The 21,005-nt window shown below is 63.3% G+C and carries 21 protein-coding genes and 1 tRNA gene; 14 read left to right on the plus strand and 8 right to left on the minus strand.

The features are described from left to right. Positions 1–3: 3 nt before the first annotated feature. The 8 genes from crcB to DL1_RS04395 all read left to right on the plus strand — a co-directional run bounded on the left by crcB (position 4) and on the right by DL1_RS04395 (position 7,550). Positions 4–381, plus strand: coding sequence for a fluoride efflux transporter CrcB (gene crcB, locus DL1_RS04360; RefSeq protein ID WP_038063061.1), 378 nt, complete (start codon positions 4–6; stop codon positions 379–381). Then, positions 378–1,415 carry an RluA family pseudouridine synthase gene (locus DL1_RS04365; RefSeq protein WP_038063065.1) on the plus strand — a complete coding sequence of 346 codons (1,038 nt, stop codon included), beginning with the start codon at positions 378–380 and terminating at the stop codon, positions 1,413–1,415. Before crcB ends, DL1_RS04365 begins: the two co-directional genes overlap by 4 nt. Next, entirely contained in the window at positions 1,416–2,081 is a 666-nt protein-coding gene (locus tag DL1_RS04370) for an HAD-IA family hydrolase (protein WP_038063069.1), read from the plus strand. After that, positions 2,078–2,788: an ATP12 family chaperone protein gene (locus tag DL1_RS04375; protein ID WP_038063072.1), complete on the plus strand. Its 711-nt coding sequence runs from the start codon at positions 2,078–2,080 to the stop codon at positions 2,786–2,788. The genes DL1_RS04370 and DL1_RS04375 overlap by 4 nt, the downstream gene beginning before the upstream one ends. A 222-nt stretch (positions 2,789–3,010) precedes the next feature. Continuing rightward, entirely contained in the window at positions 3,011–4,027 is a 1,017-nt protein-coding gene (locus tag DL1_RS04380) for an amino acid ABC transporter substrate-binding protein (RefSeq protein ID WP_038063075.1), read from the plus strand. A gap of 136 nt (positions 4,028–4,163) precedes the next feature. Continuing rightward, entirely contained in the window at positions 4,164–5,429 is a 1,266-nt protein-coding gene (locus tag DL1_RS04385) for an amino acid ABC transporter permease (RefSeq protein ID WP_038063078.1), read from the plus strand. A gap of 1 nt (position 5,430) precedes the next feature. After that, positions 5,431–6,747, plus strand: coding sequence for an amino acid ABC transporter permease (locus tag DL1_RS04390; protein WP_038063081.1), 1,317 nt, complete (start codon positions 5,431–5,433; stop codon positions 6,745–6,747). Between the two features lie 11 nt (positions 6,748–6,758). Beyond that, positions 6,759–7,550 (plus strand): amino acid ABC transporter ATP-binding protein, encoded by a 792-nt coding sequence (locus DL1_RS04395; RefSeq protein WP_038063084.1) that lies wholly within the window; start codon positions 6,759–6,761, stop codon positions 7,548–7,550. 88 nt (positions 7,551–7,638) lie between these two features. On the opposite strand, the gene DL1_RS04400 is transcribed toward DL1_RS04395, so the two are convergent. From DL1_RS04400 to argB, 3 genes are read right to left on the minus strand one after another with little or no spacing between them, the layout of a single operon-like run. Beyond that, on the minus strand, positions 7,639–8,157 hold the full coding sequence (locus tag DL1_RS04400; protein ID WP_038063087.1) for a SixA phosphatase family protein: 519 nt from the start codon (positions 8,155–8,157) through the stop codon (positions 7,639–7,641). Beyond that, on the minus strand, positions 8,154–8,774 hold the full coding sequence (locus DL1_RS04405; protein ID WP_038063090.1) for a ferredoxin: 621 nt from the start codon (positions 8,772–8,774) through the stop codon (positions 8,154–8,156). The genes DL1_RS04400 and DL1_RS04405 overlap by 4 nt, the downstream gene beginning before the upstream one ends. Then, positions 8,771–9,649 (minus strand): acetylglutamate kinase, encoded by an 879-nt coding sequence (gene argB / locus DL1_RS04410; RefSeq protein ID WP_038063092.1) that lies wholly within the window; start codon positions 9,647–9,649, stop codon positions 8,771–8,773. Before argB ends, DL1_RS04405 begins: the two co-directional genes overlap by 4 nt. A gap of 148 nt (positions 9,650–9,797) precedes the next feature. On the opposite strand from argB, the gene DL1_RS04415 reads away from it, so the two are divergent. Beyond that, complete coding sequence (locus DL1_RS04415) at positions 9,798–10,529, plus strand: SDR family NAD(P)-dependent oxidoreductase (RefSeq protein WP_038063094.1); 732 nt, start codon at positions 9,798–9,800, stop codon at positions 10,527–10,529. Between the two features lie 13 nt (positions 10,530–10,542). Here DL1_RS04415 and DL1_RS04420 read toward each other — a convergent pair whose 3' ends face one another. After that, positions 10,543–11,433 (minus strand): AraC family transcriptional regulator, encoded by an 891-nt coding sequence (locus DL1_RS04420; RefSeq protein ID WP_248642584.1) that lies wholly within the window; start codon positions 11,431–11,433, stop codon positions 10,543–10,545. A gap of 187 nt (positions 11,434–11,620) precedes the next feature. Between DL1_RS04420 and DL1_RS04425 the strand changes: the two genes are divergently transcribed. After that, positions 11,621–12,637 (plus strand): aldo/keto reductase, encoded by a 1,017-nt coding sequence (locus tag DL1_RS04425; protein WP_038063101.1) that lies wholly within the window; start codon positions 11,621–11,623, stop codon positions 12,635–12,637. A 189-nt stretch (positions 12,638–12,826) separates the two neighbouring features. Here the strand turns inward: DL1_RS04425 and DL1_RS04430 are convergent. Continuing rightward, positions 12,827–12,901, minus strand: a tRNA-Glu gene (locus DL1_RS04430). 145 nt (positions 12,902–13,046) lie between these two features. Continuing rightward, positions 13,047–14,789: a single-stranded-DNA-specific exonuclease RecJ gene (gene recJ, locus DL1_RS04435; RefSeq protein ID WP_038063568.1), complete on the minus strand. Its 1,743-nt coding sequence runs from the start codon at positions 14,787–14,789 to the stop codon at positions 13,047–13,049. A 214-nt stretch (positions 14,790–15,003) separates the two neighbouring features. Here recJ and DL1_RS04440 point away from each other — a divergent pair, with 214 nt between their 5' ends. From DL1_RS04440 to DL1_RS04450, 3 genes are all read left to right on the plus strand, one after another. Continuing rightward, positions 15,004–16,908, plus strand: coding sequence for a DEAD/DEAH box helicase (locus DL1_RS04440; protein ID WP_038063570.1), 1,905 nt, complete (start codon positions 15,004–15,006; stop codon positions 16,906–16,908). A gap of 196 nt (positions 16,909–17,104) precedes the next feature. After that, positions 17,105–18,007: an EamA family transporter gene (locus tag DL1_RS04445; protein WP_038063103.1), complete on the plus strand. Its 903-nt coding sequence runs from the start codon at positions 17,105–17,107 to the stop codon at positions 18,005–18,007. A 3-nt stretch (positions 18,008–18,010) separates the two neighbouring features. Next, positions 18,011–18,637 (plus strand): inner membrane-spanning protein YciB, encoded by a 627-nt coding sequence (locus DL1_RS04450; RefSeq protein ID WP_038063105.1) that lies wholly within the window; start codon positions 18,011–18,013, stop codon positions 18,635–18,637. Here DL1_RS04450 and DL1_RS04455 read toward each other — a convergent pair. Further along, entirely contained in the window at positions 18,634–18,963 is a 330-nt protein-coding gene (locus DL1_RS04455; RefSeq protein WP_143081649.1) for an ArsR/SmtB family transcription factor, read from the minus strand. The genes DL1_RS04450 and DL1_RS04455 overlap by 4 nt on opposite strands. Before the next feature lie 79 nt (positions 18,964–19,042). On the opposite strand from DL1_RS04455, the gene DL1_RS04460 reads away from it, so the two are divergent. Beyond that, positions 19,043–20,239: an MFS transporter gene (locus DL1_RS04460; protein ID WP_038063108.1), complete on the plus strand. Its 1,197-nt coding sequence runs from the start codon at positions 19,043–19,045 to the stop codon at positions 20,237–20,239. Between the two features lie 46 nt (positions 20,240–20,285). On the opposite strand, the gene DL1_RS04465 is transcribed toward DL1_RS04460, so the two are convergent. Next, positions 20,286–20,978 carry a glutathione S-transferase N-terminal domain-containing protein gene (locus DL1_RS04465; protein WP_038063575.1) on the minus strand — a complete coding sequence of 231 codons (693 nt, stop codon included), beginning with the start codon at positions 20,976–20,978 and terminating at the stop codon, positions 20,286–20,288. Positions 20,979–21,005: the final 27 nt, after the last annotated feature.

The following is a 21,005-nucleotide window of genomic DNA, read 5'->3' on the forward strand; positions in this document are numbered from 1 at the left end:
CCAATGCTGATTACGGTCTTACAGGTCGCGCTGGGTGGCGCGCTGGGTGCCTCGGGGCGCTATCTCGTGGGCGTGGGGATGATGCGCAGTTTTGGCTCTCACCAGATGCCGCTGGGGGTCATCACAGTGAACATCATCGGCTCGTTCCTGATGGGCGCGCTGGTTGTGTTTCTGGGCGACAAGCAGTTGACCCATTGGAACGCTTTTCTCGCGACGGGCTTTCTCGGCGGGTTCACCACGTTCTCGTCCTTCTCGCTTGAGACCTACTCGCTGATCGAGCGCGGGAATGTCACCTTGGCTGCGACCTATGTCGCGCTGTCGGTCGGGGCCGGTCTGCTCGGCCTTGTCGCGGGCGTTCATCTGATGCGGGCGCTGCTATGAGCGGGGTTCAGCACATCACGGTCACCGAGGAAGAGGGCGAGCAGCGGCTCGACAAATTCCTCAAGCGCCGCTTTCCGCAGCTTAGCCAAGGGCTGATCGAAAAGATGTGCCGCAAGGGCGATCTGCGCGTCGATAAGGGGCGGGTGAAGGCCAATGCGCGCGTGGCCCCCGGCCAGACCATCCGCGTGCCGCCGATCCCCGATGCGCCGCCGCCCAATGAGGCAACTGGCATCTCGGATGCGGATGCGGCGTTTATCCAGTCCTGCGTGCTGTGGAAAGACGAGCATATCATCGCGCTCAACAAGCCCGCCGGTCTGCCCTCGCAGGGCGGCTCGGGGCAGGGCAACCGTCACGTCGACGGGCTGAGCGAGGCGCTGTGCTTTGGCTATAAGGACAAGCCCAAGCTGGTGCACCGGCTCGACAAGGACACCTCGGGCGTTTTGCTGCTCGCGCGCACCGACCGGGTGGCGCGCAGGCTGTCGGAATCGTTCCGCGCCAAGACCACGCGCAAGATCTATTGGGCAGCCGTGGCAGGCGCGCCCGAGCCGAAATTCGGCACGATCCGCTTCGGTCTGGTGAAGGCGCCGGGCCATGGGCGCGGCGGCGAGGGCGAAAAGATGCACTGCATCCACCCCGCCAAGGTCGACAAGACCGAAGGTGCCAAACGCGCCACGACCGACTATTTCACGATGCATATTCTGGGGCAGCGGGTGAGCTGGGTCGCGCTGGTTCCGATCACCGGGCGCACGCATCAGCTGCGCGCGCATATGGCCGAGATTGGCAACCCGATCATCGGGGATGGCAAATATGGCGGCTCGGGGCAGGAAAATCTCGGCGATGGCTGGGGCGCGCAACTGGGCGGCGAGATCTCTCGCAACCTGCATCTGCATGCCCGTCAGATCAGCTTCGATCATCCGGTGGGCGGCAAGCGGATCACGCTGGTCGCACCGCTGCCCGAACATATGAAACGCACATGGGATCTTCTCGACTGGCATGAGCGTGACGTGCCTGCCGATCCGTTTGAGGATCTCTAGATGAAGCTTGCGATCTTCGATGTCGACGGCACGATCTCGGACAGTCAGACCCATATCACCCATGCGATGGCGATGGGGTTCGAGGCGGCGGGGCAGCCCGCGCCGCCCGCCTCGAAGGTGCTTCAGATTGTTGGTCTCTCGCTGCCCGTCGCCGTGGCGCAGATCGCGCCCGAGCTTGATGCGCTCACGCAGGCACGCATCGTGCAGGGCTACAAGGACAGCTATAAAAGCACCCGGGCTGTCGATCCCGCGCCGCTTTATCCCGGGGCCAAGGCGCTGCTGCAACGGCTTGCTGCGCGCGACGATCTGTTGCTGGCGGTGGCGACCGGGAAATCGCGCCGTGGGCTTGTGGCGCTGATTGCGCATCACGGGCTCGATGGGATCTTCGTCAATCTGCAAGTGGCCGATGATCACCCCTCCAAGCCGCATCCGTCGATGGTGCTCACGGCGCTGGCGGAGGCGGGTGTCGAGGCGCGCGGTGCGGTGATGATCGGCGATACCAGCTACGATATGGAGATGGGCCGCAGCGCCGGGGTCGCGACGATTGGCGTGCGCTGGGGCTATCATCCGCCCGCCGAGCTTGAAGCTGCCGGGGCGGGGCAGATGGTTTCGGATTTCGATGCGCTGGAGGCAGCGCTGATGACGCTTTGGGAGATGCAACCATGAGCGAATGGGCCGCAAAGAGATTTTGGAAAGCCGCCACGGTCGAGGGGACTGCAGGCGATTTCGGCGTGCTGCTGGACAGCCGTGCGCTGCGCAGCCCTGCGAAATCTGCACTGCGCGTGCCGAGCCGCGCGATGGCAGAGGCGATTGCGGCGGAATGGGATGCGCAGGACGGCGTGATCCGGCCCGATACGATGCCGGTCACCCGCTCGGCCAATGCCGCGATCGACAAGGTGCGCGTGCAGTTCGACGAGGTCGTGGCGATGTTGGGCGATTACGGCGACACGGATCTTTTGTGCTACCGCGCCGAAAGCCCTGAGGAGCTGGCAAGGCGCGAGGCCGATGCCTGGGATCCGCTTCTCGATTGGGCGCGCGCGGAGTTCGGGGCGCATCTGCAGGTTACATCGGGGGTGATGCCGGTGGCGCAAGATCCGCAGGCTGTGGCCCCTTTGCGCGCCGCGCTGGCCGCGCTCTCGGAGTTCGAGCTGGCCGCGATGCATGACCTGATCGCGATATCCGGATCGCTCGTGCTGGGGCTTGCCGTAGGGCAGGGGCGACTCGATGCCGCAGAGGCTTGGCGGCTCTCGCGGATCGATGATGACTGGCAGATCGCACAATGGGGCGATGACGAGGAAGCCGCCGAATTGGCCGCTCTCAAACGCGCTGCACTGCTTGACGCAGAGCGCATTTGGTATCTCGCCAGGGCGTGATTGGCCGCGAGCCGGACGTTCTCTCACGTTCCGCGCAATTCCTGCGCGACCGGCGATCAATTCTACAATTGTCGGGTCTTAAAAGGGAATGTGGCCTTGACCTTCTTTGAACATTTGGACCACACTTTCGTTACTTTGTGTTCTGGGACACAGTGATCGGGCCCCGCAATGGGCCATCAAGAACCGCTCCTAGATAGAGCGGCGAAACAGGAAGAGGTAAAAATGAAGAAATCCGTGTTTTTCGGCGCGCTGACCGTAGCCTCCTTGGCTGCCGGAGTCGCCGGAGCCGCGACGCTTGATGACGTCAAAGCGCGTGGCGAGCTGATCTGCGGCGTGAATACCGGCCTGGTCGGCTTTGCCGCACCTGATGCAAACGGCAACTGGTCGGGTTTTGACGTTGCGATCTGTAAAGCCGTGGCGGCCGCTGTTCTGGGCGACCCCTCCAAGGTGAAATACGTGCCGACCTCGGGCCAGACGCGCTTTACCGCGCTGGGTTCGGGCGAGGTTGATCTGCTGGCGCGCAACACCACCTGGACGTTCTCGCGCGACACCGACCTGAAGCTGCAATTCACCGCGACCAACTACTACGACGGTCAGGGCTTCATGGTGCGCAAGGATTCGGGCGTGACCTCGGCCAAGGAACTCGACGGCGCGTCCGTCTGTATCCAGACCGGCACCACGACCGAGCTGAACCTGGCTGACTACTTCAAAGCCAACAACATGAGCTATCAGCCGATCACCGTCGATTCGAATGCCGAAGGTGAGCAGCAGTTCCTCGCAGGCGCCTGCGATGCCTACACGACCGACGCGTCGGGTCTGGCAGCCACGCGCGCCGCTTTCGCGAACCCGTCCGACTACGTCATCCTGCCCGAGATCATCTCGAAAGAGCCGCTGGCCCCCGCCGTGCGTCAGGGCGATGACCAGTGGACCGATATCGTGCGCTGGACGATCTACGGCCTGATCGCTGCCGAAGAATACGGCATCACCTCGGCCAATATCGATGAGCTGGCCAAAGGCACCGACAACCCGGAAATCAACCGGATGCTCGGTACCGAGGGCAATCTGGGCGCGATGGTCGGTCTCGACAAGGACTGGCTGGTCAACGCAATCAAGGCAGGTGGCAACTACGGCGAGATCTTCGCGGCCACCATCGGCGAGCAGACCCCGATCGGTCTGGCCCGCGGCCTGAACGCACAATGGACCCAAGGTGGTCTGATGTACGCACCGCCCTTCCGCTAAGAGGGCCATGCAGGGGCGCGGTCAATCCGCGCCCCTGACTTACTATAAAAAGCCCGTGAGCAGGGGAGGTAACTCCCTCAAGGCCCGTCATAGAATGGCCGCATAAAAAAGCTGCACGGCAACAGGGGAACGAACAATGACAACTGCGCAAGACGCGTCGGGGCCGACAGGCTTTCGGCTCAGCCAGCTCATCTATGACACGCGATACCGTTCGATCACGATCCAGATCGTGGTGTTGTTTCTGGTCATGGCGGGTGTCGGATGGCTGGTCGACAACGTGATCCGAAACCTCAATGATTTGGGTAAGGATTTCAATTACAGCTTCCTTTGGCAGCGCTCCGGCTATGACATCGGCAACGCTCTGATCCCCTATAATAACGACATGACGCATGGCCGGGCCATGCTGGTGGGGTTGATCAACACGCTTTGGGTTTCATTCCTCGGCTGTATCACCGCGACCTTCCTCGGCGTGATTATCGGCGTGCTGCGTTTGTCGAAGAACTGGCTCGTGGGTCGTCTGATGACGATCTATGTCGAGGTCTTCCGCAACATCCCTGTCCTTTTGTGGATCCTCGTCGCCATCGCATTGCTGACCGAGGCGGCGCCCTCTCCCAACCAGTACCGCGTGAATGCGCAAACCGGCGAAGCCGGTGCCTCGATGGTGCTGGAATCGGTGGCCTTCACCAATCGCTACACGGCGATCCCTTCGATCCATTTTGACCGCACGCTTGGTTCGCTCGACACGGCGCTTGCCCCGATTTCGCTCGATTTCTTGGCGATCGTGATCGTCCTTCTGGGCAGCTATTTCGTCAATAAGATGCTGGTGAACCGTGCAAACCGTGTTCAGGAAGCGACGGGGGTCCGTCCACCGACGCTTTGGAAAAGCCTCGCGATCTGGCTGATCCCGGTTGTTGTCCTGCTGTTCGCGCTTGGTGTGAACCCCGAAGAGCCACAGCTCAAGGGCTTCAACTTTACCGGCGGCACGAATGTGTCGAACGCCTTCGTGGCCCTCTGGGCGGGGCTGTCGCTTTATACCGCAGCCTTCATCGCCGAGATTGTGCGCGCGGGTATTCTTGCCGTATCCAAGGGCCAGACCGAGGCGGCCTTTGCACTCGGTTTGCGGCCCAGCCGCACGATGCGTCTGGTGATCTTGCCGCAGGCATTGCGGGTGATCATCCCGCCGCTGATCTCGCAATTCCTCAACCTGACGAAGAACTCCTCGCTGGCCATCGCCGTGGGGTACCTCGATCTGCGCGGCACGCTGGGGGGCATCACGCTCAACCAGACAGGGCGCGAGTTGGAGGCGATCACACTGATGATGCTGATCTATCTCGTGATCTCGCTGCTGATTTCGGGCGGGATGAATATCTTCAACAATCGTGTCAAGCTGAAGGAGCGCTGAGATGAGCGATACCGAAGCCCATTCCGTCGCCTATGTGCGCGACACGATGATGCCCCAACAACCCGCGCCCGCGGGTGAGACGGGCGCGATCCGCTGGCTGCGCGAGAACCTGTTCTCGGGCTGGCTCAATACCGTGCTCACGCTGCTGGGGATCTTTGCGATCTACCTGTTTGTGAGCCATTTCTACGGCTGGTTCCTGCACGGTGTGTGGGAGGCCAACTCGATCAAGGAATGCCGCCAGATCATTGCCGAGCGTTGGGGGCCAGATGCCTCTGGCGCCTGCTGGGCGGTGATCCGGGAGCGCTGGCACCAGTTCATCTTCGGCTTCTATCCGCCGGAGCTGTATTGGCGCCCGATTCTTGCCTTCGCGCTGCTCTTCGTGGCCATTGGCCCGTTGATGTTCCAATTCGTGCCCAAGAAAGTCGCGTGGTTCACCCCGATTTATCCGTTCCTTGCCGTGTGGCTGCTTTGGGGCGGTTCGGTCTGGGGACCGGTGCTGGTCCTGACGGGGTTCGTGCTGGGCGGCGTGGTCTTCATGGCCGTGGCGCGGTTTGGCTCTATCATGGCCTTCTCGGTCGGAGCGATCGTGACGATTCTCTATTTCCTCTTTGCTGTGGGGCCACTGATTTCGCTGTTCCATGCGATGATCCCGGTCGGACTTGAGAGTGTCGCTTCGTCGAAATTCGGTGGGTTCTTGCTGGCGATCACGCTGGGGGTGGGAGGCATCGCGATGTCACTGCCCGCAGGGGTCGTGCTCGCGCTCGGGCGGCAATCGGACATGCTGCTGATCAAGACCTTCTCGGTCATCTTCATCGAGTTCATCCGGGGCGTCCCGCTGATCACGTTGCTGTTTGTGGCCTCCTTGCTGCTCAACTACTTCCTGCCGCCGGGCACGAATTTCGACATCATCCTGCGGGTGATGATTCTCGTGACCATGTTCGCCGCCGCCTATATCGCGGAGGTGATCCGGGGTGGTCTCGCGGCGCTGCCGCGTGGGCAATATGAGGCAGCGGATGCGCTGGGTCTGGATTACTGGAAGGCGCAGCGCCTGATCATCTTGCCGCAGGCGCTCAAGATCTCGATCCCGGGCATCGTCTCCACCTTCATCGGGATGTTCAAGGATACCACGCTTGTGGTGTTCGTGGGTCTGTTCGACCCGCTCAAGGGGATCCCGGACTTCATCCGCGCCGACTTCAACTGGAAAGGGATCTACTGGGAACCCTTCGTCTTTGTCGGCGCCATCTTCTTCATCCTGAACTTCGCGATGTCGCGTTACTCGATGCATCTCGAGAACCGGCTTCAGCGTGAACATCGCTAAGGGAGACACCCATGAGTGAACCGCACATCGAACGCAGCGTAGACCGCAGCCACATGCAGGTCTCCGACGAGGTCGCGATCCAGATCGAGAATATGAACAAGTGGTACGGTCAGTTCCACGTTCTGCGTGACATTGACCTGACTGTGCAGCGCGGCGAGCGCATCGTCATTGCCGGACCCTCGGGGTCGGGGAAATCGACGTTGATCCGCTGCATCAACCGGCTGGAGGAGCACCAGCAGGGCAAGATCGTGGTCGACGGGATCGAGCTTACGAACGATCTCAAGAATATCGACAAGATCCGCCGCGAAGTGGGGATGGTGTTCCAGCACTTTAATCTCTTTCCACATCTGACGATTCTCGAGAACCTGACGCTGGCCCCGATCTGGGTGCGCAAGACGCCCAAGAAGGAGGCCATCGATACAGCGATGCATTTCCTCGAGAAGGTGAAGATCCCCGAGCAGGCCGACAAATATCCCGGTCAGCTTTCGGGCGGTCAGCAGCAGCGTGTGGCCATCGCGCGCTCGCTCTGCATGAAGCCGCGCATCATGCTGTTCGATGAGCCGACCTCGGCGCTGGATCCCGAGATGATCAAAGAGGTGCTCGACACGATGATCGAGCTGGCCGAAGAGGGGATGACCATGCTGTGTGTGACCCATGAGATGGGCTTTGCGCAGGCTGTGGCGAACCGGGTGATCTTCATGGCCGATGGCCAGATCGTGGAGCAAAACAACCCGCATGACTTCTTCAACAATCCGAAGTCGGACCGCACCAAGCAGTTCCTGAGCCAGATTCTCGGGCACTGAACGGCAAAGCCGGGGGGGACACACCCCCCGGACCACAGTCGGATATTTGGATCAAGAGGAAGAGGCCGGTGGGGACACCGGCCTTTTTCTATCCGCGCCGGGTCGGTGTGAAGAAATCGAGCGTCGAGCCTTGGCCGGGGACCAGTTCGGACCAGTCCTCAATCGCGAAATCGATGATCAGCGTGGCCCCCGTCGGAAAGCGCCGGAATTCCGGGTCGTGAATCGGATGGGCGGGCAATTGGCGGGCAAATTCCGCGATGCCGGGATTGTGGCCCAGCATCATCACGCTTGAGGCATTGGCGGAGCGGAGCACCTCGAGCATGGTTTCGGGGCTGGCGTGATAGAGCGCATCAAGGCAGCGGATCTCGGGGCGCGTCTCGATGACGGCGCCGGCCAGACGCTCCCATGTCTCGCGGGTGCGTTGCGTGTCAGAGCACAGCACCTCCTCGGGTTCGAGCCCGCGCGAGGCGAGAAAATCGCCCAGCTCGATCGCGGCCCTGCGGCCACGTGCGTTAAGCGGGCGGTCCCGGTCTTCGATGAGCGGGTCATCCCAGCTAGATTTGGCATGGCGCGTCAGGATCAGGCGGCGATAGCCGAGTGGTGTCATGGGTGGAACTGCCTCATATGCCATGCGGATTGTCGCGCCAGCCTGCCATAGCTTTGACCCGCCGGGCAAGCGTGACGTGCAAGGCAGCCAAAATCGCGGCAGGATGCGCCCCGGGGCCCGTCGAGATGGGCGTGACAGCTGGCCACGTCATAGCCCGCGGGCGAGAGCGCGCCGACCGGGCAGGCGGTCATACAGGGCGCGTCGCAGCCTATGCAGGGGGATGTCGCAGGGGCGGGCAAGGCAAGCCGCCCGGGCAGCACGAGCGCCCCGCGCAGGCTGGCCCAGAGGCCCATGCGCGCATGCACCGTCATATGCACGGGCGATGGGAAGCTTTGGCCGGACCGGATCGCCCAGGTCACGAAAGGATGCCAGGGCGGGCCCTCAAACGGGTAGCACGCACCGGCTCCGAACTGCGTGGCGATCGCGCCCACCACCCGCGCGGACCAGCGGTCGAGCGGATCGGGCGCATCGTCGGCAAATTCCGGTTGGGCGGTGACGTGATCCCAAAACCCCGGCTCGTCGGGAGAGAGCAGGATCAGCGTCGTCTCGCCTTCATGCAGCGCGCCCGAGACGAAAAGCCTATGCGCTCCGAGCGCTGCATCAAGTCCCGCGATCACCGCGCCTGCGGGGGCACGCGTGGCGCTGTGGAGCGGATCAGCGAGCCTGCGCCATGTTCGGTGAAAAGCTCAAGCAGGCAGGCGTTTTGTACGCGCCCATCGACGATCACCACGGCGCGCACGCCGTCGCGCAGCGCCTTGAGTGCGGTTTCGGTCTTGGGAATCATTCCGCCTGCGATGGTGCCATCGGCGATCAGCGCCTCGACATCTTCGGGGGTCAGCTGGGTGATCACGTCGCCCTCGGCATTCTTGACGCCCGCCACATCGGTCAGAAGCAGCAGGCGATCCGCCTGCAAGGCCCCTGCGATGGCACCAGCGGCCGTGTCGCCATTGACGTTGAAGGTCTCGTTATCGGCCATGCCGGTTGCGACAGGGGCGATGACGGGGATGATGCCCGCGCTGTAGAGATCGCGGATCACCTGCACGTTCATCTCGACGGGGCGGCCGACAAAGCCCAGTTCCGGGTCGTCGGCCTCGCAGACCATCAGGTCGTCATCCTTGCCCGAGATCCCGACCGCGCGTCCGCCCTGATCGTTGATCGCCTGCACGATGCGCTTGTTCACCAGCCCCGAGAGGATCATCTCGACCACCTCGACGGTGGCCTTGTCGGTCACGCGCTTGCCGCGCACGAACTGGCTTTCGATCCCGAGCTTGCCAAGCATCTCATTGATCATCGGGCCGCCGCCATGCACCACGACCGGGTTCATGCCGACCTGACGCATCAGCACGATGTCGCGGGCGAATTCGGCCATCGCGTCGTCATCGCCCATCGCATTGCCGCCGAATTTCACGACGACGACCGCGCCGGAATAGCGTTGCAGATAGGGCAGGGCTTCGGAGAGCGTGCGGGCGGTGGCGATCCAGTCTCGATTCATCGTCTGTTTTCTCATCTGCTGGTTCCTGACAGGGGGCGCGGACCCTTTCTTGCTAGCGGCAATCTTTGGGCTTGGAAAGGGCCGGGGGGCGTTGCACTTGCACCAAAAGCCACTAGGCTCGGCGCGTAAGATCAAGGGAGACACTCAGATGGATGAGCGCAAGGTGATGCTGCTGACCGGGGCGAGCCGTGGCATCGGGCATGCGACGGTGAAGCGCTTTGCCGCTGAAGGCTGGCGCGTGATCACCTGTTCACGCCAGCCCTTTCCCGAGGAATGCCCTTGGGGCGGCGGGCGCGAGGATCATATCCAGCTCGATCTGGCCGATCCTGCTGACACGATCAATGCGGTTGAGGTGATCCGCGAGCGGCTGGATGGCAAGCTCGATGCGCTGGTCAATAATGCCGGGATCTCGCCCAAAGGGCCCGATGGCGCGCGGCTCAACACCATCGACACCGATCTGATGACATGGGGGCAGGTTTTCCACGTCAATTTCTTCTCGTCGATCGTGCTGGCGCGGGGCCTGCGCGATGAGCTGTCGGCGGCGGGCGGGGCGGTCGTCAACGTGACCTCGATTGCCGGGCTGCGGGTGCATCCCTTCGCGGGGGCCGCCTATTCGACCTCGAAGGCGGCGCTCAAGGCGCTTACGCGGGAAATGGCCCATGATTTCGGGCCGTTGGGGGTGCGGGTCAATGCGATTGCCCCCGGCGAGATCGAGACATCGATTCTCTCGCCCGGCACCCAGAAGATCGTCGATACCCTGCCGCTGCGCCGTCTCGGGCAGCCCTCGGAAGTGGCCGATGTGATCTGGTTTCTGTGCTCGGATGCGTCGAGCTACGTCACCGGGACCGAGATCGAGGTCAATGCAGGCCAGCACGTCTGAGCGGGCCCCTCCCTTAAAGCTCGGAGGTCGCGGCGGTCATGTCGCGGCGCAACTGTGCGCTGTCGCGTCCGGGCGGAGCGCCGAAGAGGCGGCGATATTCCCGGCTGAACTGTGAGGGGCTGTCATAACCGATCTCGAACCCCACGCGCGCCACGTCGCTTCCCTCGGAAAGCAGTAGCCTGCGGGCCTCTTGCAGGCGCAGCTGTTTTTGAAACTGAACGGGGGTCAGCGCGGTTGCGGCCTTGAAATGGCGATGAAAGGTGGTCGGGCTCATCCCGGCAAGGGTGGCCAGTTCCCCGACATTAAGGCTTTGCGCGAAATTCGCCCGGATCCACGTCACCGCGCGGGCGATCCGCGCCATACGGCTCTCAGCAAGCCCGATCTGGCGCAGCATCGCACCATGCGGGCCGTTGAGCAAAAGCCACGTGATTTCGCGCCGGATCATCGGCTCGAGTACCGGGAGATCGTTCGGGCGCGCCGGCAGCGCGAGCAGTCGCTCCAGCGGATCGATCAGCGCCTCGGGCAGGGCCTCCACGCTCAGCGCCGGAGTGTCGGCGTGCAAAGGGGGCGCTGCATTGTCATGCTCCACGAGCAGGTCGCTGATCGTCACCGGATCGAGCGTCAGCGAAAAGGCGAGGTAGGGCGCCTCGGGTGAGGCTTCGACCACCTCCGCGATGATCGGCACCTCGAGCGATGCGATCAGGCATTTTCCGGCGGAGTAGCAAAAGCTGCGATTGCCCAAGCGGCTCACCTTCGCGCCGCGCAAGACGACGCAGAGCGAGGGCCTATAACGCCCGTGAAACGGTCCCGTCGGCGCGGTGCGGCGCGTCACCCGTAGCCCGTCAATGCGGGCGATGGCCTCTTGATCGGCGCTCAGTGCCTCGGCCTGCCTAGTCAATCTCACGAAGGGGCTCTGTTGCATGTGCTCAAGATAGCTCTGCGCGTCGCGCTGGCAAAGGGCGCGATGGGGGCATGACAGGATCGTGCAATCATTCGACAGGATCGGCGTGGCCGGGGCACGCGTTGCGCCCCACGTGAGAGACAAGCCGGGCAGCGTCCCGGCGGATTAGGAAAACGGAAAGGATCTTCCCATGCAGTATCGCCGTCTCGGCCCGAGCGGGCTTTTCGTCTCCGAGCTTTGCCTTGGCACCATGACCTTCGGCGGTTCCGAAGGTATGTGGGGCCATATCGGACAACTTCAGCAGGATGAGGCTGACGGGCTTGTCAAAACGGCGCTTGATGCGGGTATCAACTTCATCGACACCGCCAATGTTTATGCGGGCGGCAAGAGCGAGCAGATCCTCGGTCAATCGCTGCGCAACTTGGGCGTCAAGCGCGAGGATGTGGTGATCGCGACCAAGGTCTTTGGCCGGGTTGGCGAGGGCGTGAATGCGACCGGTGCGTCGCGCTATCACATCATGGATCAGTGCAAGGCGAGCCTTGAGCGGCTGCAGCTCGATCATATCGACCTCTATCAGATCCACGGATTCGACAGCGCCACGCCCATCGAGGAGACCCTCGAGGCGCTCAACACGCTCGTGCAGCACGGCCATATCCGCTATATTGGCCTCTCGAACTGGGCAGCGTGGCAGATTGTGAAGGCGGTCGGCATCACCAAGGCGCGCCAGCTTGCGCCGATCCTGTCGCTTCAGGCCTATTACACGCTGGCCGGGCGCGATCTGGAGCGCGAGATCGTGCCGATGCTGGACGATACTGGGATCGGCCTGATGGTCTGGAGCCCGCTGGCAGGCGGCTTCCTGTCGGGCAAATATGACCGCGAGGGTAAGGGCTCGGACGGGCGGCGCGCCAATTTCGACTTCCCGCCGCTCAACAAGGACCGCGCCTATGACGTGATCGAGGCGATGCGCCCGATCGCCGAGTCGAAGGGTGCCTCGGTTGCGCAGATCGCGCTGGCTTGGTTGCTGCATCAAAAGCGGGTCACAAGCGTGATCGTGGGCGCAAAACGTGTCGATCAGCTCACAGACAATATCGGGGCTGCGGAGATCAGCCTGAGCGCCGAAGAGTTGGAGGTGCTCGACAAGGTCAGCGCGCTGCCCGCCGAATATCCCGGTTGGATGCTCGAACGTCAGAGCGCCTATCGCGCCTGAGAGGCATGTCCTCGGGGCGAATGCCCCAAGGGGGTACATTCAAAGAGAAGCCTCGTCGGTCAACCGGCGGGGCTTTGCCGTTGGATCGAGGGGCCAGTCGGGGCCTCAAATACACAAACAGTCCCGCGACCGCACAGATGGGGGGCGCAGGGCGAGTGCCTGTCTTCAAGGCTGATATGAGAGAGAAAGTGGCAGCCCGTAGGGGAATCGAACCCCTCTTTCTAGGTTGAAAACCTAGCGTCCTAACCGATAGACGAACGGGCCACTCAGCGCTGCGAGGTGCTTTCCTCGTCGGCGTGGGCGGTGTTTAGGCCAGCCACGCGTGACTCGCAAGAGGGTTTTTTAAGTTTTTGCGAAAGTTTTGCTCTTTCCGGCGGAGCTGCATTTTTACGCCTTTAAAACAAGGGCTTCACGCGCGGGCGACATCTTCGATGCGCAGCTGAACCTTGTTTCGGCCGCCCCAGGAATTGATCTCAAGCCGCCCTGCGAGGTGAAAGCGCCCCGCACTGCCCTCGCTCAGGGTCGGGCCGATTGGTCCGTCGAAGGCCCCGAAGTGAATCGCCTCGATCCGCGCGCCCATTCCGTCGCCGAACATGAAGCGCAGATGGTTTTCGCCGATGCGGCGGGGCGAGACGACCTCCATTTCGGCGAAGGCGAAACGCGGGGCAGGGGCGCCTTGCCCAAAGGGGCCTGCGCGGTCGAGATCTTCGATAAGCTGCGGCGTGGCGGCACCGGGCATCAACAACCCGTCGAGCCTTAGATCGCGCGGCCCTTGACTGCCTGCGCCCTGTTTTTCCAGCAGGTCCGACAGGCGCGCCATCGCGGCCTCCAGCTTGTCTTCCTCAACGGTCAGACCGGCGGCCATCTTGTGCCCGCCGCCCTTGAGCAAAAGCCCCTCGGCTGCGACGCGCTGGATGGCCGCCCCGATATCGACGCCGTTGACCGAGCGGGCCGAGCCCTTGCCGATCCCGCCCTCCAGCCCGATGACGACGGCGGGGCGGTTGGTGGCCTCTTTGAGGCGCGCGGCCACAATTCCCACCACGCCCGGATGCCAGCCCGCGCCTGCGGCCCAGACAAGCGGCGCCTCGACGCCGCGCGCTTCGGCCTGATCGAGCGCTGCGGCGCGCACCGCGTTCTCGACATCGCGCCGCTCGGTGTTGAGCAGATCGAGCCGTTCGGCCAGCGCCTCGGCCTCATGCGGGTCTTGCGTCGAGAGCAGCCGCGCGCCCAGATCGGCCGCTCCGATCCGCCCGCCCGCATTGATCCGCGGCCCCAGCACGAAGCCCAGATGATAGGAGCTGGGCGCCCGGTCGAGCCGCGCCACATCCGACAGCGCCACCAGTCCCGCGCGCTCGCGCCGCGCCATGACCTTGAGCCCTTGGCGCACCAAGGCGCGGTTGCAGCCGATCAGCGGGGCCACATCGGCCACCGTGGCCAGCGCCACCAGATCGAGCATCGCCATCAGGTCGGGGCCTTTCTGCCCGGCCTCGCGCATCTGGCGATTGGTCTCGACCAGCATCAAAAACACCACGGAGGCGGCGCAAAGATGGCCCAGCTCGCCGGTCTCATCGAGCCGGTTCGGGTTCACGCAGGCCAGCGCCTCGGGCAAGGTCTCGCCGCCCAGATGGTGATCGAGGATCAACACATCGGCACCCTTGGCCGCCGCAACCGGGCCATGGCTCAACGTGCCGCAATCGACGCAGAGGATCAGCGAGTGGTCGCGCGCGAGCGCCTCCATCGCGGGCTCGTTGGGGCCATAGCCCTCGTCGATCCGGTCGGGGATATACAGCGTGGCCTGAAGCCCGATCTCGCGCAGATATATGAGCAAGAGCGCCGCAGACGCCCCGCCATCGACGTCGTAATCGCCAAAGACAGCGATTTTTTCGCGCCGCTCTATCGCCTTGAGAAACCGCTCGGCAGCGCGCTCCATATCGCGCAGCGAGCGCGGATCGGGCAGAAGCGCGCGCAAGGTGGGTTCCAGAAACGCATCCGCATCTTCGGGCAACACGCCACGCGCGACCAGAATGCGCGCAAGCGGAAGCGGCAGATGGGTGGATTGCGCCATCGCCTCGGCGAGACGGTCGGTTTCGGCCGTGGGGCCAACCCAGCGCCGCCCGGTCAGGGATTGCTCGACGGAAAGAAAACTGCTCATGGCATTGGTCATATCGAATGCGCGCGGCGCGTGCCAGTGCCCGCGATAGCCCGGCTCGGGTGGCCTTTGAGCGGGCCAAATCGCCGCGTTTGAGAAGAATGCGCGTTTTTCCTGTATACTTTGCTGCGTCCGGACTATAAGGGGCACAGCTTGCGCTGCCCCGACACGCGGGCATCTTCGCGCCCTTGCCGCTATTTTACGGACTTCATCACCCATGATCGCCCCCCTGACCGAAGCGCTCGCCGAGCGTGGCTATGACAAATTGACCCCCGTGCAGGAGGCCGTGACCGCACCCGGCCTCACAGAGTCCGACCTGCTGGTTTCGGCCCAGACCGGATCGGGGAAAACGGTGGGGTTCGGCCTTGCTATTGCGCCGACGTTGCTGGGCGATGCGGAACGGATGGGACCGGCCGCGCTGCCGCTGGCGCTTTGCGTGGCGCCGACGCGCGAGCTGGCCTTTCAGGTCATGCGCGAGCTGAGCTGGCTTTACGCCAAGACCGGTGCGCGGGTGACCTCCTGCGTGGGCGGCATGGATATGCGCGACGAACGCCGGGCGCTGGAGCGCGGGGCCCATATCGTCGTGGGCACGCCGGGCCGCTTGAGCGATCACATCCGCCGCGGCTCGCTCGATCTGTCGGATGCGCGCGCCGTGGTGCTCGACGAGGCCGATGAGATGCTTGATCTGGGCTTCCGCGAGGATCTGGAATTCATCCTTGCCGCCGCGCCCGAAGAGCGCCGCACGCTGCTGTTCTCGGCCACCGTCTCGCCGCCGATTGCGAAGCTTGCCGAGAAATTCCAGCGCGATGCGAAGCGCATCAACACGCTGGGCGGCACCAGCCAGCACGCCGATATCTCGTATCAGGCGATGCGCGTGGGCCAGACCGATAGCGAGCATGCGATCATCAACCTGCTGCGCTACCATGACAGCGAAAGCGCGATCATTTTCGCCAATACCCGCGCTGCCGTGAACCATCTGACGGCGCGTCTGGGCAATCGTGGCTTTGCTGTCGTGACCTTGTCGGGCGAGCTGAGCCAGACCGAGCGGACCCATGCGCTGCAAGCGATGCGCGACGGGCGGGCCCGGATCTGCGTGGCGACCGATGTGGCCGCGCGCGGGATCGACCTGCCCAACCTCAACCTTGTGATCCATGCTGACCTGCCGGTGAATACCGAAGGCCTGCTGCACCGCTCTGGCCGGACAGGCCGGGCCGGGCGCAAGGGGATCTCGGCGCTGATCGTGCCGCCGCGCGCGACGAAAAAAGCAGAGCGCCTGCTGAAATTCGCCAAGATCAACGCGGAATGGACGGTGCCGCCGCGCGCTGAGGATATTCTCAAGCGCGATGAAGACAATCTGATGGCTGATCCGGCGTGGGAAGAAATCCCCACCCCCGAGCAGGCCGCTTTCGCCGAGCGCCTTCTGGCCGAGCATTCGCCGCTGGAGATCGCGGCGGCCTGCCTGCGGCTCTATCGCGCGCAGAAATGCGCCCCCGAGGAGCTTTTGGCCCCCGATGCCAAGGCGCCTGCGAAGGATCGCAAGCCCTTCGGCCCCTCGACCTGGTTTGCGCTGTCTGTCGGTCATGACGACCGGGCCGAGGCGCGCTGGATCCTGCCGCTTCTGTGCCGCGCGGGCAATCTTGAGAAAGATGGCATCGGTGCGATCCGGGTGCAGAAATCCGAGACCTTCGTGGAATTGGCGCAGCCCTTCGTGGCCGGGTTCAAATCCGCACTCGGGGCGAATGGCGAGTTGGAAGAAGGCGTGCGTGCTCGCCAGCTTGATACGCCGCCGAACCTCGCCCCTGCCGGGCGCTCTGGCCCGCCGAAAGGCCCGCGCAGCTTTGACGACAGCAAGCCGCGCGGTCCGCGCCCCGGTCCCAAGCCCTATCCCAAGCGCGACGACAAACCCGAGGCACCCGCACGCGCCCCGCGTCCGAAATGGCAGCCCGATACCGCCCCCGATGGCGGTTTGGACAAGGCCGAGGGCAAGCCGAAATTCGATAAGCCGAAATTCGACAAACCCAAGGGCGCGAAGGGCAAACCGACCGGCAAGCCCAAGGCGAAATATGCCGCCAAAGGCAAGCCCGCAGGCAAGGGCAAGCCGCATCGCGGTCAAGGCAAGTAAGCTTGAACAGATCCTTTTCGGCCCGTCCCGTCGCAAGACAGGGCGGGCCGTTTTCGTGACGCAGGGCCTCTCGCGCGATGTCGCCCCGGCGGCTGGCCCTTAGCGCGGGGATCGTCTAAATCGGAGCGCGGCCGGCAGGCCCGTGGGGACAGATGCGCGGCGGAGGTCGGCGCAACAGCCGCGAGAGGGGACGGCCTTGGGCGATTGGATCATATCTGTCTCGGACACAGAGACGGGGCGTCACCTCGCGCTGGGTCTCGCGCTGCTCGCGGCTTTCTTGCATGCGCTTTTCGGGGCGTTGCAGAAGGGGCGGCATGATCCGTGGCTCAGCCGGGCGGCGATTGATGCGACCTATGCGATCCTCGCCCTTCCGGTGGCGCTTTTCGTCGTGCCGTGGCCCGAGCCCTTCATGTGGCCGATCTTCGCGACCGTCTTTGTGATCCATGTCTGCTACAAGGTCTTGCAGGCGATGACCTATAGCCGAGGTGCTTATACCGTTGTCTATCCGGTGGTGCGCGGGACAGCCCCGTTCTTTGCAGTGATCGGCGCGGGGATTGTCTTTGGCGAGCGGTTCACGCTCGGGCAATGGGCCGGCGTCGGTGTTTTGCTGGCGGGGATTTACGGGCTGGCGATCTATAATCTGCGCACGATCACGCTCAACCGCGAGACGATGCTGCCCGCGCTGGGCCTTGCGGTGGCGACCGGCGCATTTGTCGCACTCTACACCACCTATGACGCCTATGGCATCCGCGCGAGCGCAGATCCCTTCACCTTTCTGGCGTGGTTTTTCGTCTTTGACGGGCTGTTCATGCCGGTGGTGACCGCGCGGCGCTGGATCAAATTGCCGGTGGGTGAGGTCGTTCCCCTGCTCAAGAGGGGTGTATTGGGGGCGATTGTCGCCTATTTCTCATTCGGATCGATCATGTTGGCCACACGTCTCGACAAGGTGGGCGAGGCGGCGGTATTGCGCGAGACTTCGACGGTCTTCGCAGCCCTCATCGGCTGGTTGGTTCTGGGAGAAAAGGTGGGCCCGCGGCGCACCGTATTGATGGCTTTGATCGCGGCAGGCGCGGTGATCGTGGAAATGGCAGGGAAATAGGCAATGGCAGGCAAGAAGATCTCTCCGTGGGTAAAGGGCGCGCTCGACTGGGGACCGCTGGTGGCGTTCTTCATCGCATTCAACCGTCTCAAGGATGGCCATTACGAGATTCTCGGGCGTGATTACTCCGGCTTCATCGTGGCGACCGCGCTGTTCGTGCCGCTGATCGCGATCTCGACCTTCCTGCTGTGGCGGCTGACGGGGAAGCTCTCTCCGATGCAGATCGCCACGCTCGTGCTGGTGCTGATCTTCGGCGGCCTGTCGGTGTGGCTCAACGATCCGGTCTTCTTCAAGATGAAGCCCACCATCATCTACTTGCTTTTTGCCGCGATTCTGGGCGCGGGGCTTTTGCGCGGCAAGGCGTGGCTGCAACTGGTGATGGATGAGGCGATCCCGATGGAGCATGCGGGCTGGATGATCCTGACCAAGCGCTTTGTCGCCCTGTTCATCGCCCTTGCCATCGCCAATGAGATCGTCTGGCGCACGATGTCCGACAGCGTCTGGGTAGATTTCAAGACCTTCGGGCTGCCGATCATCCTGATCGGGTTCATTCTGTCCCAGTCGAAGCTGTTCGAGCGCTACGGGATCGAAAAGCCCAAAGCCGATGAGGACGGGCAGGGCGACGCTTAAAGCGCGCCCAGAACGGCCTCTAGCAGCCCCGGAAAGCGGCGCTCAAGCGCCTCGCGGCGCAGGCTCAGGAGACGTCCGCGCCCGTGGGGCTCATTGCGGATCACCCCCGCCTCGCGCAGCACTTTCATCTGGTGCGATTTCGTCGATTTCGGGATCTCGGGATCGGTGAGATGGCAGCGCGCCGCTTCAAGCGGCGCTTCTTGCAACTGGCGCACAAGCTCCAGCCGCCCCGGATCGCTCAGCGCAAACAGCACTTTCGCAAGCTGGATCTCGTCATCTGCGGGGTGGGGCAGGTTCGGGCCGGTATCGGATTTTATCTCGCTCATGGTTCGAATATAGTTGAACTATCGGCAAAGGGAAGTAGATAAGGGTTCGAACAGATTCGAACTAAGTGGAGACATCCCCATGTCCACGACAGCGACGATTGCCCCTCCGGCCCGCTCTTTCGGCCTCCCGATTGCGACGTTCGGCGCGCTTGTGATGATGGCGAGCGCGGGCGCGCCGTCGCCTTTCTATCCCATCTTGCAGCAGCAGATCGGCTTTTCCTCGGCCATCATGGCGCTGATCTTTGCGGTCTATGCCGTGGCGCTGCTCTGTGTCTTGCTGATCGCAGGCTCGATCTCGGATCATGTCGGGCGACGCCCGGTGATCAGTGTGGGCTTTGTGATGCTCGCGCTCTCACTTTGGTGCTTTACGCAGGCGACTGATATCAGCGGGTTGATCGCGGCACGGGTGTTGCAAGGCATGGCCTGTGCTTTGCTGATTTCCACCCTTTCCGCCACAATTGCCGATCTGGAGCCAAAATCGCGCCCCGGGATCGCTGCCGTGATCAACACCGTCGTGCCGCTATTGGGGCTAGGGACGGGGGCGCTGATCGCGGGGCTGTTCCTTGATTACAGCCGAGCGCCCGAGTTCTGGGTGTTCGACGGGCTCATCCTCCTGAGCCTGATCCTTGCGCTCGCAGCTTGGCTCTTGCCCGAGACCTCGCCGCGCCATGAGGGGCTGTTGCAGGCCCTGCGTCCGCGTGTGGGCGTTCCCCCGGAGGTCAGCAGGGTTTTTTGGGCCTGCGCGCCTGCCATGTTCGCGGGCTGGGCCACGGGCGGGCTCTATCTCTCGCTTGGGGCGCCGATGATGAGCCATATCTTCGGGATCGAGGCCAACACGCCGCACGGGCTGATCGTGACGCTTCTGGCGGGGATGGGGGCGCTGGCCTGCTTTGTTGCGCGCAATGCGAAAGGTCCGGGAGTTTTGCTCTATGGAACGGCGGCGCTCAGCCTTGGCACACTGGTCTGCCTGATCGCTGCGTGGAGCGGCAACCTCACGCTTTATCTCATCGCGCTGACGGTGGCGGGCACGGGATTTGGGACCTGTTTCTTCGGCGCGCTGCGCAACGTGATGCCGCTGGCCCCGGCTGACGGGCGGGCCGAGCTGTTCGCCTCGATCTTCACGCTGTGCTATCTGGCCTTTGGCATTCCGGCGGTGATCGCAGGGCTGATGGTGCCGATCTTTGGGCTGCTGATCACGCTGACGGGCTATGGCGCGCTGGTGATCTTGGGCGCGGCCACCGCAGGGGTGTTGCGCTGGCGTCAGCTGCGCGGTTGACGCATAGCGTAGGCTGCGGGCGGCGCGCGCCCGCAGCTGCATCGCATCAGCGTTTGAAGAGGCGGCTTTGCGCCTCGCGATCCTTCGACAGATCATTGCGCGAGTCTGCCGCCACGGCGCGGCCAGCTTGCACGGCAGGGCGCGCGGCCAGCTCGTCGAGCCAGCGTTTCAGGTTGGGTTTGTCATCGAGCGTCTGCTGCTGACCTTCCCACAGCGAGGCCCAACCCCAAGCGGCCATATCCGCGATCGAGTAGAAATCTCCCGCAAGATAGCGGTTCTCGGCCAGCCGCTTGTCCATTACGCCGTAAAGCCGCCCGGTCTCGGTGCGGTAGCGGTCCTTTGCATAGGGCAGATCATTGGGCGGATCCATGCTGGGGGCATATTTCAGGAAGTGATGCGCCTGACCCGCCATCGGGCCCAAGCCGCCCACCTGCCAGAACAGCCATTCATCGACCGCGATCTTCTCGCGCTCGGTCGCGCCGTAGAACTGGCCGGTCTTGCGTGCGAGATATTGCAAAATCGCGCCGCTTTCAAAGACCGAAACCGGTGCGCCGTCAGGCCCTTCGTGATCGACGATCGCGGGCATCCGATTGTTGGGCGAGATCTTGAGGAACTCTGGCTTGAACTGGTCGCCCGCGCCGATATTGACCAGATGCGTCTCGTATTTGAGCGCCATTTCCTCCAACGCTATCGAGATTTTCCAGCCATTGGGTGTGGGCCAGTAATAGAGATCGATCATGGGGTCGCCTTTCGCAAGTTGCATCCG

Source organism: Thioclava dalianensis, from assembly GCF_000715505.1.
Taxonomy (GTDB): domain Bacteria; phylum Pseudomonadota; class Alphaproteobacteria; order Rhodobacterales; family Rhodobacteraceae; genus Thioclava; species Thioclava dalianensis.